13 protein-coding genes and 1 pseudogene are annotated in these 14,309 nt (G+C 61.8%); 4 read left to right on the top strand and 10 right to left on the bottom strand.

Annotated features, from left to right (window positions below):
* Window positions 1-228: 228 nt before the first annotated feature.
* Window positions 229-1,425, bottom strand: a complete 1,197-nt coding sequence (locus AB4O05_RS03030; protein WP_015886370.1) for a class I SAM-dependent rRNA methyltransferase — start codon at window positions 1,423-1,425, stop codon at window positions 229-231.
* Between the two features lie 266 nt (window positions 1,426-1,691).
* Between AB4O05_RS03030 and AB4O05_RS03025 the strand changes: the two genes are divergently transcribed.
* Window positions 1,692-2,504: an HDOD domain-containing protein gene (locus AB4O05_RS03025; protein ID WP_460137699.1), complete on the top strand. Its 813-nt coding sequence runs from the start codon at window positions 1,692-1,694 to the stop codon at window positions 2,502-2,504.
* Between the two features lie 19 nt (window positions 2,505-2,523).
* Window positions 2,524-3,336 (top strand): bifunctional DNA-formamidopyrimidine glycosylase/DNA-(apurinic or apyrimidinic site) lyase, encoded by an 813-nt coding sequence (mutM, locus tag AB4O05_RS03020; protein WP_460133176.1) that lies wholly within the window; start codon window positions 2,524-2,526, stop codon window positions 3,334-3,336.
* A gap of 132 nt (window positions 3,337-3,468) precedes the next feature.
* Here the strand turns inward: mutM and AB4O05_RS03015 are convergent, their stop codons facing one another.
* The 5 genes from AB4O05_RS03015 to AB4O05_RS02995 all read right to left on the bottom strand — a co-directional run bounded on the left by AB4O05_RS03015 (window position 3,469) and on the right by AB4O05_RS02995 (window position 8,039).
* Window positions 3,469-3,720 carry a YfhL family 4Fe-4S dicluster ferredoxin gene (locus AB4O05_RS03015; RefSeq protein WP_460133178.1) on the bottom strand — a complete coding sequence of 84 codons (252 nt, stop codon included), beginning with the start codon at window positions 3,718-3,720 and terminating at the stop codon, window positions 3,469-3,471.
* Between the two features lie 102 nt (window positions 3,721-3,822).
* Entirely contained in the window at window positions 3,823-4,302 is a 480-nt protein-coding gene (gene coaD, locus AB4O05_RS03010) for a pantetheine-phosphate adenylyltransferase (protein WP_003176711.1), read from the bottom strand.
* A 103-nt stretch (window positions 4,303-4,405) separates the two neighbouring features.
* Window positions 4,406-6,001 (bottom strand): GMC family oxidoreductase, encoded by a 1,596-nt coding sequence (locus AB4O05_RS03005; protein WP_460133181.1) that lies wholly within the window; start codon window positions 5,999-6,001, stop codon window positions 4,406-4,408.
* 36 nt (window positions 6,002-6,037) lie between these two features.
* The gene (locus tag AB4O05_RS03000) at window positions 6,038-6,583 is read right to left on the bottom strand and encodes a twin-arginine translocation pathway signal protein (RefSeq protein WP_460133183.1); all 546 of its coding nucleotides are present in this window, start codon (window positions 6,581-6,583) and stop codon (window positions 6,038-6,040) included.
* A 28-nt stretch (window positions 6,584-6,611) separates the two neighbouring features.
* Window positions 6,612-8,039: a coniferyl aldehyde dehydrogenase gene (locus tag AB4O05_RS02995; RefSeq protein ID WP_460133185.1), complete on the bottom strand. Its 1,428-nt coding sequence runs from the start codon at window positions 8,037-8,039 to the stop codon at window positions 6,612-6,614.
* Between the two features lie 146 nt (window positions 8,040-8,185).
* Here AB4O05_RS02995 and AB4O05_RS02990 point away from each other — a divergent pair, with 146 nt between their 5' ends.
* A complete protein-coding gene (locus tag AB4O05_RS02990) occupies window positions 8,186-8,857 on the top strand; it encodes a TetR/AcrR family transcriptional regulator (RefSeq protein WP_460133188.1) in 672 nt (223 codons plus the stop codon).
* 31 nt (window positions 8,858-8,888) lie between these two features.
* Window positions 8,889-9,743 (top strand): sulfurtransferase, encoded by an 855-nt coding sequence (locus AB4O05_RS02985; RefSeq protein ID WP_460133190.1) that lies wholly within the window; start codon window positions 8,889-8,891, stop codon window positions 9,741-9,743.
* A 31-nt stretch (window positions 9,744-9,774) separates the two neighbouring features.
* On the opposite strand, the gene AB4O05_RS02980 is transcribed toward AB4O05_RS02985, so the two are convergent.
* From AB4O05_RS02980 to AB4O05_RS02965, 4 genes and pseudogenes are all read right to left on the bottom strand, one after another.
* Window positions 9,775-10,770 carry a hydrolase gene (locus tag AB4O05_RS02980; protein ID WP_460133193.1) on the bottom strand — a complete coding sequence of 332 codons (996 nt, stop codon included), beginning with the start codon at window positions 10,768-10,770 and terminating at the stop codon, window positions 9,775-9,777.
* A 75-nt stretch (window positions 10,771-10,845) separates the two neighbouring features.
* Window positions 10,846-11,463 (bottom strand): 16S rRNA (guanine(966)-N(2))-methyltransferase RsmD, encoded by a 618-nt coding sequence (rsmD, locus tag AB4O05_RS02975; RefSeq protein ID WP_460133195.1) that lies wholly within the window; start codon window positions 11,461-11,463, stop codon window positions 10,846-10,848.
* Entirely contained in the window at window positions 11,463-12,953 is a 1,491-nt protein-coding gene (locus tag AB4O05_RS02970) for a M16 family metallopeptidase (RefSeq protein ID WP_460133197.1), read from the bottom strand. The genes rsmD and AB4O05_RS02970 overlap by 1 nt, the downstream gene beginning before the upstream one ends.
* A pseudogene (locus AB4O05_RS02965) lies at window positions 12,946-14,300 on the bottom strand (M16 family metallopeptidase). The gene AB4O05_RS02970 and the pseudogene AB4O05_RS02965 overlap by 8 nt, the downstream one beginning before the upstream one ends.
* Window positions 14,301-14,309 lie beyond the last annotated feature (9 nt).

Below are 14,309 nucleotides of genomic sequence, written 5' to 3'. Positions count from 1 at the left end.
AGTGTTACCGATGCCGGTGACATATAAATAGTAGGCTTTAATGGTCCATTTTCAAGAAAAAAATGCGTAGGAGTCTTCGAGTTTTCTTGTCGGAATAGTATTACAGTGAGGGAGCAAACTCTTAGTTTTAAGTTTAATTGATTGCCATTGAAAGAATGTCGGGTGGGGGATGATTTTGGGGGGAGTGAAGTCGGGGGGCTCCATTTGGAATCCCCTTTCAGATGCGAATCAGCTATTGGGCAACAACCGGCACGTAATGCTCTTGATATACCGCGTCTCGACAATCGCCGGGTGCACCGGATGATCCGGGCCCTGGCCGCCACGCTCCAGCATCTGGATATTGCGGTCCAGGTGGCGGGCGCTGGTCAGCAGGATGTTTTGCAGGTCGTCTTCCGGCAGGTGCATGGAGCACGAGGCGCTGACCAGGATGCCGTCCTTGCTGAGCAGGCGCATGGCTTGCTCGTTGAGGCGGCGGTAGGCGCCTTCGCCGTTCTTCATGTCTTTCTTGCGTTTGATGAAGGCCGGTGGGTCGGCGACGATCACGTCGAAACGTTCTTCGCTGGCTTTCAGTTCTTTGAGGGCTTCGAAGACGTCGCCTTCGATGCAGGTCATCTTCTCGGCGACGCCGTTCAGCGCGGCGTTGCGCTCCACGCCATCGAGGGCGAAGGCGGAGGCGTCGACGCAGAACACTTCACTGGCGCCGAAAGCCGCGGCTTGCACGCCCCAGCCGCCGATGTAGCTGTACAGGTCGAGGACGCGTTTGCCTTTGGCATACGGGGCCAGGCGGGCGCGGTTCATGCGGTGGTCGTAGAACCAGCCGGTTTTCTGGCCCTGGATCACCGGGGCTTCGAATTTCACGCCGTTTTCTTCCAGCGCAACCCACTCCGGCACCAGGCCGAACACGGTTTCGACGTAGCGGTTGAGGCCTTCGGCATCGCGCGCGGCGGAGTCATTCTTGAACAGGATGCCGCTCGGCTTGAGCACTTGGGTCAGGGCAGCGATCACGTCTTCTTTATGAGCTTCCATGGTCGCCGAAGCGATCTGCACCACCAGGATGTCGCCGAAACGGTCGACTACCAGGCCCGGCAACAGGTCGGAATCACCGTAGACCAGGCGGTAGAACGGCTTGTCGAACAGGCGATCACGCAGGGACAGGGCGACGTTGAGGCGGTGCACCAGCAGCGACTTGTCCAATGGCAACTTGATGTCGCGCGACAGCAGGCGGGCGCAGATCAGGTTGTTCGGGCTCATAGCCACGATGCCCAGGGTCTTGCCGCCGGCCGCTTCCAGGATAGCCTGGTCGCCTGCCTGGAAGCCGTGGAGTGGAGTGGCGGCCACGTCGATTTCGTTGCTGTAGACCCACAGGTGGCCGTTGCGCAAACGACGATCGGCGTTGGCTTTGAGACGCAGGCTTGGCAGGGACATGACGTCGCTCCGGAAAAAGAGCGGGAGTATACCGTGTGTGGGAGCGGGCTTGCTCGCGAAAGCGGTGTGTCGGGCACTGCATCCGCCGACTGGTACACCGCTTTCGCGAGCAAGCCCGCTCCCACATCTGATCTCATTCCAATCCGGTATTTGAGGTGTCGGTCAGCTTTGCTTAGAGGTTAGAATCCCCACCTAGCCCAGAGTATGCACTTATGTCCCAAGAGCTTTCCGCCGAACAGATTCAACAGGCCCTGCAAGGCATCACCGTGCCGCCCCAACCGCAAATCATGGTGGATTTGCAGATGGAACAGTACATGCCCGACCCGGACCTGGAAGTGATCGCGCGGTTGATCTCCCAGGATCCCGGCCTGTCCGGCGCGTTGCTGAAGATCGTCAACTCGTCGTATTACGGGCTGAGCAACAAGATTGCCTCGATCCAGCGTGCGGTGAACCTGCTGGGCAGTCGTTCGATCATCAACCTGATCAACGCCTTGTCGATCAGGGGCGAGATGAGCGACGACACCATCGTCACGCTCAACCGCTTTTGGGACACGGCCCAGGATGTGGCCATGACCTGCCTCACCCTGGCCAAGCGCACGGGCTCCCAGGCAGTGGACGAGGCCTACGCTCTGGGGCTGTTCCACGATTGCGGCGTGCCGCTGATGCTCAAGCGCTTCCCCAACTACATGGCGGTGCTGGAAGAGGCCTACGCCAACGCCGGCCCTGACTGCCGGGTGGTCGACACCGAAAACAACGCGTTCAACACCAACCATGCGGTGGTCGGCTACTACACGGCCAAGTCCTGGCGCCTGCCCGAGCATGTGACCGACGCCATCGCCAACCACCACAATGCCCTGGCGATTTTCAGCGATGACTCGCCGCGCAATCCTCAGCTGAAAAACCTGCTGGCGATCCTGAAGATGGCCGAGCATATCTGTTCGTCCTACCGGGTGCTGGGTAACCAGACGGTCGATCACGAGTGGGAAACCGTCGGCCCCCTGGTGTTGGACTACGTGGGCCTGTCGGACTACGACTTCGAGAGCCTGAAGTTGTCGATCCGCGAACTGGGCGCGCACTGACCCCCTTCAAGAGGTACACATGCCCGAGTTACCCGAAGTCGAAACCACCCGGCGTGGCATTGCGCCACACCTGGAAGGCCAACGTGTCAGCCGCGTGGTGGTACGCGAGCGCCGCCTGCGCTGGCCGATCCCGGAAGATCTGGATGTGCGCTTGTCCGGGCAGCGCATCGTGCTGGTGGAGCGGCGGGCCAAGTACCTGTTGATCAACGCCGAAGTGGGTACGCTGATCAGCCATTTGGGCATGTCGGGTAATTTGCGCCTGGTGGAAGTCGGGATGCCGGCGGCCAAGCATGAACATGTGGACATCGAGCTGGAGTCGGGCCTGGCCTTGCGCTACACCGACCCGCGACGCTTTGGCGCGATGCTCTGGAGCCTGGACCCGCACAACCACGAACTGCTGATGCGCCTGGGGCCGGAGCCGTTGACCGAGCTGTTCGACGGTGAGCGTTTGTTTCAACTGTCTCGCGGTAAGTCGATGGCGGTGAAGCCGTTCATCATGGACAACGCCGTGGTGGTGGGTGTGGGCAATATCTATGCGACGGAAGCGCTGTTTGCGGCGGGGATTGATCCGCGTCGCGCGGCTGGCGGTATTTCACGCGGGCGTTATTTGAAGCTGGCGCTCGAGATCAAGCGCATTCTGGCGGCTGCGATCGAGCGTGGCGGCACCACATTGCGGGACTTTATCGGGGGTGACGGGCAACCGGGGTATTTCCAGCAGGAGCTGTACGTCTATGGCCGGGGAGGCGAGGCGTGCAAGGTCTGCGGGAGCGAGTTGCGCAATGTGGTACTGGGGCAGCGGGCGAGTGTGTTTTGCCCTAAGTGCCAGCGTTGATTGCTGAGTGATGGCTGCTATCGATTTCGCGAGCAAGCCCGCTCCCACATTCGACCGCATTCCAAAGGGTGTACTCGGTCAACTGTGGGAGCGGGCTTGCTCGCGAAGAGGCCCTTCCAGCAAATAAAAGGCTCAGGCCTTACCGGTAATCTTCCGGTACTTCTCCATCAACTGCTCTTGTGTCTCCTGATGGGCTTCATCCAGCGGAATGCATTCCACCGGGCACACCTGCTGGCACTGGGGTTCGTCATAGTGGCCGACACACTGGGTGCACAGGTTGGGGTCGATCACATAGATTTCCTCACCTTGGGAAATCGCCGCATTCGGGCACTCAGGTTCGCAGACGTCGCAATTGATGCAATCGTCGGTGATGATCAGGGACATGGAAACTCCTGCCAGGGCCGTCAGCCAAGGCATCTGAAAACTAATGCGCGCAATTGTGCCGCATTGGCGCCCGCAGTGCGAGCAGGCGCCGATTAAGCGGTCTTACTTCTTGAAGCGCAGCGTCAATGCATCCGCCACGGCGGGGTGCACGAACTTGGTGATATCCCCGCCCAAAGCGGCAATTTCACGCACCAACGTCGAGGAAATGAACGAATAACGTTCCGACGGCGTGAGGAACAGGCTTTCCACGTCCGGCGCCAGTTGGCGGTTCATGTTGGCCAGCTGGAATTCGTATTCGAAGTCCGACACCGCGCGCAGGCCACGCAGGAACACATTGGCGTTCTGCTCTTTGGCGAAGTGCGCCAGCAGTGTGGAAAAACCCACCACTTCCACGTTAGGCAGATGCTTGGTGACCTCTCGCGCCAGCTCCACGCGCTGTTCCAGGGGGAACAGCGGGTTTTTCTTGGGGCTGGCCGCGACTGCGATGATCACATGGTCGAACAAACGAGAGGCGCGTTCGACCAGATCGCCATGGCCTTTGGTAATCGGGTCGAAGGTACCTGGGTACAACACTCGGTTCATCGCGTCGTCCTGGCGGAGTCCGTTGGGGAACCGGATGGTATCGCAGCCTTCCCGGTCGGCCAAGTCGACTTATGTAGATAGAGGCCGCGTATCGAACGTTTTTTCACGCTGTTTTCAGACGTTCGGCCAATGCCGTCGCCAGTTGAGCGGTCAATCCATACACCGACAATTGCGGGTTGGCCCCAATACTGGTGGGGAATAGCGAGCCATCGTGGATCGACAGGTTGCGCAGCTGATGATGGCGACCGAGGCTGTCGGCCACCGCGTTTTTCGGGTCTTCGCCCATGGCGCAGCCGCCCATTACGTGGGCGCTGCCCAGGCAGGTGCGATGCAGCTCCAGGTTCAGGTCGTCGATCAGCGTGCGAGCTTCGCCCAGGGTTTTTACATAGCGTGCATCGTGGTGCAGGGGTTTGACGGACTTGGCGCCCGCCGCGAACTGGATCTCGGCCATGCTGTGAAAGGCACGGCGCAGGCCGTCCCAGGCGTAGGGCGACACCTGATAGTCGAGCACCGGTGTCCCGTCGCCGCGCAGTTCCACGCTGCCGCCAGGGCTGTCGGGGTGGAAGCCGTCACGCAGCAGCGCGAGCATGGCATGGGTGTTGGGCAATTGGCTCATGTCCAGGGCGTTTTGCGTGCCGTAGCCCCCCAGCAGCGTGCTGGCCAATGCCGGATGCAAGGGCGGAGCTTCAAGCTTGTAGGACATTCTGCCGGTGGTGCCGTCCTGCCATTGGAAGTGATCGGAGTAGATCGATTGCGGCGCGCCGTAGAACGGGTTGATCACCTCATCGAACAATGCGGCGGAGAAATTCACCAAGTGCAAAAAGGTGCGCTTGCCCAGCCGCGAGTGGGGATCGGGCGCGTCCGAGCGCATCAGCAACGCCGGGCTGTTGATGCCGCCGCCCGACAGCACATAGTGCCTGGCCTTGACTGTGATCTTGCGCCCGGTTGGCGCCACGCAACGCGCGTCCATGGCCAGGCATTCCAGGCTGCTGATGCTGTCGCCGGCGTAATTCAGGCGTTCGGCGCGAGCCAGGTAAAGCAGTTCACCGCCTTTCTCCAGGGTGGACGGGATGGTGGTCACCAGCATCGACTGCTTGGCGTTGACCGGGCAGCCCATGCCGCAATACCCCAGGTTGAAGCAGCCACGCACATTGCGCGGGATCACGTGCCAGCTGTAGCCGAGTTGCTCGCAGCCTTTGCGGATCACGTCGTTGTTGGCGTTGGGTGGCATGATCCAGGGGGCGATGCCCAGGCGCTGTTCCATCTTTTCGAACCAGGGCGCCATCTCGGCGCTGCCGTGACCTTTCACCGCGTATTCGCTGGCCCAATGGGCGAGGGTGGCGTCCGGGGTACGGAAGCTGGAGGTCCAGTTGATCAGCGTGGTGCCGCCTACGGCCCGTCCCTGCAGGATGGTGATCGCGCCGTCCTTGCTCATGCGGCCGATGCCTTCCTGATACAGGCTGGTGTAGGCCTCGTCTTCGAGCAGCTTGAAATCGCTGCTGGTCTTGAGCGGGCCTTCCTCGATCAGCAGGACCTTGTAGCCGGCGGCGCTGAGAATCTCGGCGGTGGTGCCGCCACCGGCGCCGCTGCCGATGATGGCAACGTCGGCTTCCAGGGTCAGGTCGCTGTCGAGGGTGGAGCCATTATGCGTTTTCCAGCCTCGGGCGAGGCCGTCGCGGAACAGGTCGGGTACAGGCATCGGGGTCGTCTCTTGTTTTTATTGTGGGGGTGCCGCTCAGATTTTCGGCGGGCCGGGGTAACCGCAATGCACCCACGACGCCGGCTGGAAGTACCAGGCCATGATCACCAGCTTGAGCAGCGAGCCCTGGCCCATGCGCAGCAGGTTCAGGTAGCTGTTCTCCCAGCGGTGCAGGAAGCTGCGGATCTGCTCGCCGCTGGCGTTTTCCCAGCTGCCCCAGATGCCGGTCAGCGGGCCGCGGGTGATGCCCATGCTCAACACATCGAAAAGTTGCTGGGTGAGCTTGAACATCTCCGGTGACAGGTGCCGCAGACTGAAATCGAGCTTTTTCAGCGTGTCTTCGACCTTGCTGGCGACTTCCTGGGCGCTGGCGACGCCCTCCAGCAACACCGGGATCACCGCGCGCAAAAACGGCAAGTCGCTGTTGCGCAACAGGGCGAAGCCACTGGCCGGTGTGCTGCTGGAGCAGCCGCTGAGGCTGGCGCCCAACCCGGCGGTGGCCAGGAAGGCGCTGGCGCACAGGCCGATTTTCAAGACGCCGCGCCGTGACAGCGCGGGTGAATCAGTCAGGCTTGGGTTCATTGTTATTGTTGTCCCGTGGGTGGCGGTATCAGCGAACGAACAGCTTCTGGATCAATTTCTGGATGGCTTTGCCGTAGGGCGGATAGATCAGCTTGGCGGCGTTAAGGCGCTGCTTCACCAGCACCCCCTTGGCCTTGCTGAACGTGAGGAAGCCTTCATGCCCGTGGTAATGGCCCATGCCGGATGGGCCGATGCCGCCAAAGGGCATGTCGTCCTGGGCTACATGCAGCAGGGTGTCGTTCAGGCACACGCCGCCGGAATGGGTTTCGTGGAGCACACGGTTTTGTTCGCTCTTGTTGTAGCCGAAGTAGTAGAGAGCCAGCGGGCGAGGGCGTTGGTTTATGTAGGCAAAGGCCTGATCGATGCCGCGATAGGGCACGATCGGCAGCACGGGGCCGAAGATTTCGTCCTGCATCACGGTCATGTCGTCGCTGACGTTCAGCAGCAGGCTGTGGGCCATACGTCGCGCCTGGCCCTGGTCGTACAGCGGAATCAGGGTGGCGCCTTTGTCGGTGGCGTCCTTTATGTAGGCGTTGAGCCGAGCCAGTTGTCGCTCGTTGATGATCGCGGTGTAGTCCGGATTGTCGGCCAGGGTCGGATAAAAGCCACGAACCGCCTTGCTGTAGGCCTCGACGAACGCGTTGACGCGGTCTTCCGGCACCAGCACGTAGTCGGGTGCCACGCAGGTTTGCCCAGCGTTCAACGCTTTACCAAAGGCAATGCGTTCGGCGGCGTCCTTGAGCGGCACATCTGCGGAAACGATGGCCGGCGACTTGCCGCCCAGTTCCAGGGTCACCGGTGTGAGGTGTTCGGCCGCTGCGCGCATCACGTGTTTGCCAATGCTGGTGGCGCCGGTGAACAGCAGGTGGTCGAAACGTAATTTGGAAAAAGCCATGCCCACTTCGGCTTCGCCGAGCACCACGCACACCAGGTCTTCGGGGAAGATCCTGGCCAGCAGCTTTTTGAGCAATTCACCGGTGGCGGGCGTGGATTCGCTGAGCTTGAGCATCACCCTGTTGCCGGCCGCCAAAGCACCCGCCAACGGACCGATGGCCAGGTACAACGGATAGTTCCACGGCACGATCACCCCGACCACGCCCAGGGGTTGGTAGATGACTTTGGCTGACGCAGGTTGGAAGGCAAGGCCTACGGCGCGACGGGAAGGTTTCATCCAGCCTTTGAGGTGTTTGCTGGCGTAGTGAATGCCATGCAGGCTGGGCATCAGCTCGGCGAACAGGGTTTCATCGGCACTGCGGTGGCTGAAGTCCTGGCTGATAGCCTCGATCAGCGCCTGGCGTTCGTCGCTGAGCAGCTCGCCCAGGGCCTTGAGCCATTGCTGGCGCTGCGCGGCCGGCGGCATGGGATTGGCCGCATAGGCGCGCCGTTGAGCATCGAACAGGCTATGGAGTTGATCCAGCGCCTGGGAATCTTGCAAATAGGCAACGTTGGCAGACATGGCGCAGTCCCGATTGTTATTGGTCTGCCTGGATTTTTAGAGTCATTGCTCTAAATTGTCAAATAACATTGCAGTAACATCCAGATTTATCCTGACAAGGATAGGCCGTAAGATGCTCTATCACGTGTACAGAAGCTGATTCCCCTATGGCACCACGAGTAAAGACCAGCGAACGCATTGTGCAAACCAGCCTGGAGCTTTTTAACCAGCAGGGCGAGCGCAGTATCAGCACCAACCATATCGCTGCCCACATGGAGATCTCACCGGGCAACCTGTACTACCACTTCCCCAACAAGCAGGCGATCATCGCCGTATTGTTCCGCGAATACGAAGCGCTGGTAGACAGCTTCCTGCGCCCGCCACAGGGGCGCGCGATGGTCGTGGAGGACAAGCGTTTCTACCTGCAGGCCGTGCTGGCCGGCATGTGGCGCTACCGTTTCCTGCACCGAGACCTCGAACACTTGCTGGAAAGCGACCCGGAACTGGCCACCGGCTATCGGCGTTTTTCCCAGCGTTGCCTGACCCAGGGCGGCGCGATCTACCAAGGGTTTGTCGATGCCGGCATTCTCAACATGGACCCGGTGCAAACCGAAGCGCTGACCCTCAATGCCTGGATCATCCTCACGTCCTGGGTGCGCTTCTTATGTACCACCAACGAAAACTCCGCACATTTGAGCGCCGAAGCGATCAAGCGCGGGGTATACCAGGTGCTGGTGCTGGAGGCAGGGTTTGTCACCCCACAGGCGAAAGAGGCGGTGGATGCCCTGTTCAAAGAGTTTTATGTGCCGTTGAACCAGGCGCTGGAAGAAGTGAAGTAGACCTTTCCCCACGTATTCGTAGGAGTTCGTCATGCCGCTTGCTCAACTGATCAGCCCCCAGCAATTGGCCGAGCGCCAGCAGGCCGCGGGCCTGGTGATCCTCGATTGCCGCTTTGCCCTGGAAGACCCGGATTACGGCCGTTGCAGCTATGCCGAAGGGCATATCGAAGGCGCGCAATATGCCGACCTGGAGCGCCACCTCAGCGGGCCAGTGATCAAAGGTGTGACCGGTCGTCATCCATTGCCGGCAGCGGCTACGTTTACCCAGCAACTGCGAGCCTGGGGTATCAGCGCCGACACCGACGTGGTGCTCTACGACGACGGCCCTGGCGCCTACGCCGCCCGCGCATGGTGGTTGCTGGCTTGGCTGGGCAAGCGCGATGGTGTGTTTATTCTGGATGGCGGCCTCAAGGCCTGGCACACCGCGGGCTTCCCGTTGAGCCTGGATGCGCCGGTGATCGAGCCGGGAACCTTTACCGGCCAGCCGGACAATCACCTGCTGCTGGATGCCGAGCATCTGCAAAAACGCCTGGGCCAACCCGGCCTGACCCTGATCGATGCCCGCGCCCAAGCGCGTTTTCGCGGTGAAGTTGAGCCTATTGATCCGATTGCCGGGCATATTCCCGGCGCGCAATGTGCGGCGTTCAACGAAAACCTGGGCAGTGACGGCCGCTTCCTGCCGGCCGAGCAGCTCAAGCAGCGCTTCGCCGCGCAGCTGCAAGGCCGCTCGGCGCAGGAGCTGGTGGCGTATTGCGGCTCGGGCGTGACGGCTTGCCACAACCTGTTTGCCCTGAGCCTGGCGGGTTACCCGTTGGGCAAGTTGTATGCGGGGTCATGGAGCGAGTGGATTGTTGATCCCAAGCGGGAAGTCGCGACTGGCGACTGAGCAATCGGGTCTGTACACCCAATCCACATGGTTAACCGTGTTGTGTCAGTAGCCACTCTGGGATGCGCCGCTCCAGGTAGTAGCCGGGGCGCTTCAGCGAACCGTCCACAAACCCCACGTGCCCACCTTTGGCCGTCAGCTCAAACTCGGTGCACGCCGACAGCTCGCTGGCTTCGGGCAAGCTGTGGGCGAATACGAAGGGGTCGTCGGCAGCCTGGATGATCAGGGTTGGCGTGCGGATAGCGCCCAGGTAGTAGCGACTTGAGGCGCGGCGGTAATAATCCTCGGCACTGAGGAACCCGTGCAGCGGTGCGGTGACCCGGCCATCGAAATCCCAGAATGTGCGCATTTTTTCCAGCGAGCCAAGCGCCTCCAGGGTTTTGAGCCCATCCGCCCGGCCATCCTGCAAGAACTGGCGTTGCTTGACGCGAATATACGCCAGCATCTCGCGCATGAAATGTTTCTGATACACCCGTGAAAAACCCAGCCCGATACGGTCCGCACATTGGTCCAGTCGAAACGGCACCGACACCGCCGCCGCGCCTTGCAGCCCGGACGCTTCGCCGGTTTCCCCCAGGTGCTTGAGCAGCACATTGCCACCCAGGGAATACCCCACCGCATACAGCGGCGCCAACGGCCGCCTGGCGCGTAGGTGCGCAATGGCGGCGGCGAGGTCTTCGCTGGCGCCCGAGTGATAACTGCGCGCCAATAGGTTGGGCTCGCCCGAGCAGCCGCGCCAGTTCAAGGCCGCACTGGCCCAGCCTTGGGCCGCGAGGACTTTTTGCAGTCCGGCCACATAGGGGGAATTGGATGAACCGGTCAGCCCATGCAGCACCAGCACCAATGGCGCTTGCGCGTCGTGGGGGCCATGCCAGTCGAGGTCGAGAAAATCGCCATCGTCCAGCCACAAGCGTTCGCGTTGGCGTTCTATGTGCGTGGTCGGCCGCCACAGCGGCCCCCACAGTGTTTGCAGGTGGGGGTTGCCGAGGCCGAAGGCGGGGGTGAACAGGTCGGAGGACGGTGTCATGAAACTCTCAGTTTGTGGCGAGCGGGCTTGTCGAATCGTCGCACCGCCCGCCACCATTGAAGCCAGTCTGAAAGATCAGGCGGCGCTTTCGACCAGCCGATGCCACAACGCGTAATACACCCGCCCGGACTTCTGCTCCCGATGCAGGCGCCACTCGCCCGGCAAGCCCAGGGTAGACGGCGCGGTTTCGCTTTCAGTGTAGATCCACGCATCCGGCGCCAGCCACTGGCGCTCTTCCAGCAGTGCGCACACGGTCGGCAGCAGGTTCTGATTGAACGGCGGGTCGAGGAACACCACGTCGTACGCGCTGGCGGCCTGGGTTTCCAGGTAGCGCAGGGCATCGGCGGTCTGCACCTGGCCGTTGGTGCAGCGCAGGGTGCCCAGGTGTTCCTTGAGGCTGGACACCGCTACATTGCTGGCATCCAGCGCCTGGGCCTGCGCCGCGCCACGGGACAACGCTTCCAGGAACAGCGCGCCACTGCCGGCGAAGGGGTCCAGCACCTTGGCGCCCGCGATATACGGCGCGAGCCAGTTGAACAGGGTTTCGCGCACGCGGTCCGGCGTTGGGCGCAGGCCCACGACGTCGGGGAAGCTCAGCTTGCGGCTGCCCCATTCACCGCCAATGATGCGCAGTTGGCCCACTCCGTTATGTACGTTGTGGACAGGTTTTTTCGGGCGAGATGAACTGGCCATTAATGCTCCGGGACCCCGAGCGGCTGCTCGGCGGGTTTATCAGTGGGGGGCGGTAGTGGCTTTTGTGCAATCGTCGGGCCGGCGGTCACTATGACCATCTTGTCGGCGCTCAAGTGTTTGTTCAAGGCAGCCTTGACCTGCTCTACGGTCAGGGCCTGGGATTGTTTCATGAAATCTTCCAGATAGCTCAGCGGCAGGTCATAGAAACCCATGGCGCCCAGTTGCCCGACGATATCGGCGTTGCTCGCGGTGGACAGCGGGAAGCTACCGGCCAGCTCGCGCTTGGCGTCGTCCAGTTCTTTCTGGGTCGGGCCGGTCTTGAGGTACTCGGCCAGTACGCTCTCGACCAATTGCAGGGTGCCGCCGCTCATTTCGGCGCGGGTCTGCAGGTTGATCATGAACGGACCGCGCACCTGCATCGGCGAGAAGCCCGAGTAGACGCCATAGGTCAGGCCACGTTTCTCACGCACTTCGCTCATCAAGCGGGTGCCGAAGCCTCCGCCGCCGAGGATCTGGTTGCCCAGGGACAGGGCCGCGTAGTCCGGGTCGGCGCGGTCGATGCCCAGTTGGGCAAGCAGCAGGTGCGTTTGCTTGGACGGGAACTCGATATGGCTCAGGCCCGGCTTTGGCTCGGTCGGCTGGGCAATCTTCGCCAGGGCCGGGCCTTTGGGCAGCGATGCGGACACCTTGGCGGTCATGGCCTCGGCTTCGGCGCGGGTCAGGTCGCCCACCACCGCAATCACGGCGTTACCGGCGGCATAGGCCTTGGCGTGGAATGCCTGCAACTGTGCCACGCTGATCGTCGGAACGCTGTCGGCGGTGCCTTCGCTGGAGTGGGCGTAAGGATGGTCGCCGTACAGGCGCTTGAACAGCTCCAGGCTCGCCAGTTTGCCGGGGTTCTGCTTTTGGTACTCGAAACCGGCGAGGATCTGGTTTTTGATCCGTGCCAGGGAGTCGGCGGGGAAGGTCGGCTTGCCGATCACCTGGTCAAACAGCGCCAGGGCCGCTTCGCGTTTATCGCTATCGCTCAGGCTGCGCAGGGACACCAGCGCCATGTCGCGGTAAGCGCCGTTGCCGAAGTCGGCGCCCAGGCCCTCAAAACCACTGGCGATCTGGCTGACGTCCTTGCCCGGTATGCCTTCATTGAGCATGGCGTTGGTCATCAGCGCCAGGCCCGGCACGTTGCCGTCCTGGCTGCTGCCGGCGGCGAACAGCAGGCGCATGTCGAACATCGGCAGTTCATGGGCTTCAACGAAAAGCACCTTGGCACCTTCGGCGGTGGTCCAGGTTTGTACATCGAGCTTGCGGTTGGTCGGCGCCTTGCCGTCCAGCTCCGCCAGGGATTGCAGTTTTTGCCCCGACTGGGCCTTGTCCAATGCCTGGCTGGCTACGGACTTGTCGGGGCTGAGCACATACACGGTGCTCGCGGCGATCAGGGTGGCGGCGATCAGGCCGATCAGGATCAGGCGGCTGCTTTTGCGATCACTCATGAGCGGTCTCCTCAGGCAGAACATGGGCGACGCTCAGACGTTCGCGGGTGAAATACGTACGCGCGGCCTTTTGGATATCTTCCGGGGTCACGCTTTGCAGGTCGGCCAGTTCGCTGTCCATCAACTTCCAGGACAGGCCGACGGTCTCCAGCGAGCCAATGGCCGTGGCCTGGCTGGTGATGGAGTCACGCTGGTAGACCAGGCCGGCGATGACCTGGGCGCGGATACGCTCCAGTTCTTCGACAGTCGGCGGTTTGGCCTTGAGCTCTTCCAGCAGGCGCCACAGGCCGGCTTCGGCTTGGGCAACGGTTTTTTCTTTTGCTGGTTGGGGGTTGCGGTGAGCATGAACAGGGTGTCGCCACGGGTATAGGCGTCGTAGTGGGTGGAGGCGGCGGATACCAGCTCTTCACCGCGCTCCAACTGCTCCGAGATGCGCGCGCTGTAGCCGCCGTCGAGCAGCGCCGAGATCAGGCGCAGGGCTTGAACCGAGCGTTTGTCCGTGGCGGTGGCCAGGCCGGGTACGTTGAACCCCAGGATGACACTCGGCAGTTGCGTCTGCACATGCATGGTCAGCAGGCGCTCGCCGGGCTCCGCCAGCTCCAGCGGGATCTTGGCGGGCGGCACGTCACGCTTGGGGATCGGGCCGAAGTAGCGCTGGGCCAGGTTCTTCACCTCGTCCGGGGTCACGTCGCCCACCACCACCAGGGTGGCGTTGTTCGGCACGTACCAGGATTGGTACCAGTGGCGCAGTTCTTCGACTTTCATGCGGTCCAGGTCGGCCATCCAGCCGATGGTCGGCGTGTGGTAGCCACTGGCCGGGAAGGCCATCGCCTTGAAGCGTTCGAAGGCCTTGGACATCGGATTGTCGTCGGTGCGCAGGCGGCGCTCTTCTTTAATAACCTCGATCTCGCGGCTGAATTCGTCGGCCGGCAGGCGCAGGCTGGCCATGCGGTCGGCTTCCAGTTCGAAGGCGACGCCCAGGCGATCACGGGCCAACACCTGGTAATACGCGGTGTAGTCATCACTGGTGAATGCATTTTCTTCAGCGCCCAGGTCACGCAGGATCAGCGAGGCTTCGCCGGGACCGACCTTGGAGCTGCCCTTGAACATCATGTGTTCCAGAGCGTGGGACAAACCGGTCTGGCCCGGGGTTTCGTAGCTCGAACCGACCTTGTACCAGACCTGGGAAACCACCACGGGCGCGCGATGGTCCTCGCGCACGACGACCTTGAGGCCGTTGTCCAGGGTGAATTCATGGGTGGGTTGTGGGTCGGCGGCGAAAGCTGAAAGGGGCAGACACACTGTGCTGAGCAGCAGGCCTGCGGCGTGGCGGGCTAGAGCATTCATTCGTTTTTA

This window comes from Pseudomonas sp. S1_G07 (assembly GCF_054668565.1).
The sequence above is the reverse complement of the archived record's forward strand: the minus strand, read 5'-3'. Positions and strand labels throughout refer to the sequence as shown.

Excerpts from the sequence above, each read along its gene's own strand:
- AB4O05_RS02990 (WP_460133188.1), top strand. The coding sequence starts at position 8,186 with ATGGCACCACGAGTAAAGACCAGCGAACGCATTGTGCAAACCAGCCTG.
- AB4O05_RS02985 (WP_460133190.1), top strand. The coding sequence starts at position 8,889 with ATGCCGCTTGCTCAACTGATCAGCCCCCAGCAATTGGCCGAGCGCCAG.
- AB4O05_RS02970 (WP_460133197.1), bottom strand. The coding sequence starts at position 12,953 with ATGAGTGATCGCAAAAGCAGCCGCCTGATCCTGATCGGCCTGATCGCC.
- rsmD (WP_460133195.1), bottom strand. The coding sequence starts at position 11,463 with ATGGCCAGTTCATCTCGCCCGAAAAAACCTGTCCACAACGTACATAAC.
- AB4O05_RS03000 (WP_460133183.1), bottom strand. The coding sequence starts at position 6,583 with ATGAACCCAAGCCTGACTGATTCACCCGCGCTGTCACGGCGCGGCGTC.
- coaD (WP_003176711.1), bottom strand. The coding sequence starts at position 4,302 with ATGAACCGAGTGTTGTACCCAGGTACCTTCGACCCGATTACCAAAGGC.
- AB4O05_RS02995 (WP_460133185.1), bottom strand. The coding sequence starts at position 8,039 with ATGTCTGCCAACGTTGCCTATTTGCAAGATTCCCAGGCGCTGGATCAA.
- AB4O05_RS03030 (WP_015886370.1), bottom strand. The coding sequence starts at position 1,425 with ATGTCCCTGCCAAGCCTGCGTCTCAAAGCCAACGCCGATCGTCGTTTG.
- AB4O05_RS03005 (WP_460133181.1), bottom strand. The coding sequence starts at position 6,001 with ATGCCTGTACCCGACCTGTTCCGCGACGGCCTCGCCCGAGGCTGGAAA.
- AB4O05_RS03015 (WP_460133178.1), bottom strand. The coding sequence starts at position 3,720 with ATGTCCCTGATCATCACCGACGATTGCATCAATTGCGACGTCTGCGAA.
- AB4O05_RS02980 (WP_460133193.1), bottom strand. The coding sequence starts at position 10,770 with ATGACACCGTCCTCCGACCTGTTCACCCCCGCCTTCGGCCTCGGCAAC.
- mutM (WP_460133176.1), top strand. The coding sequence starts at position 2,524 with ATGCCCGAGTTACCCGAAGTCGAAACCACCCGGCGTGGCATTGCGCCA.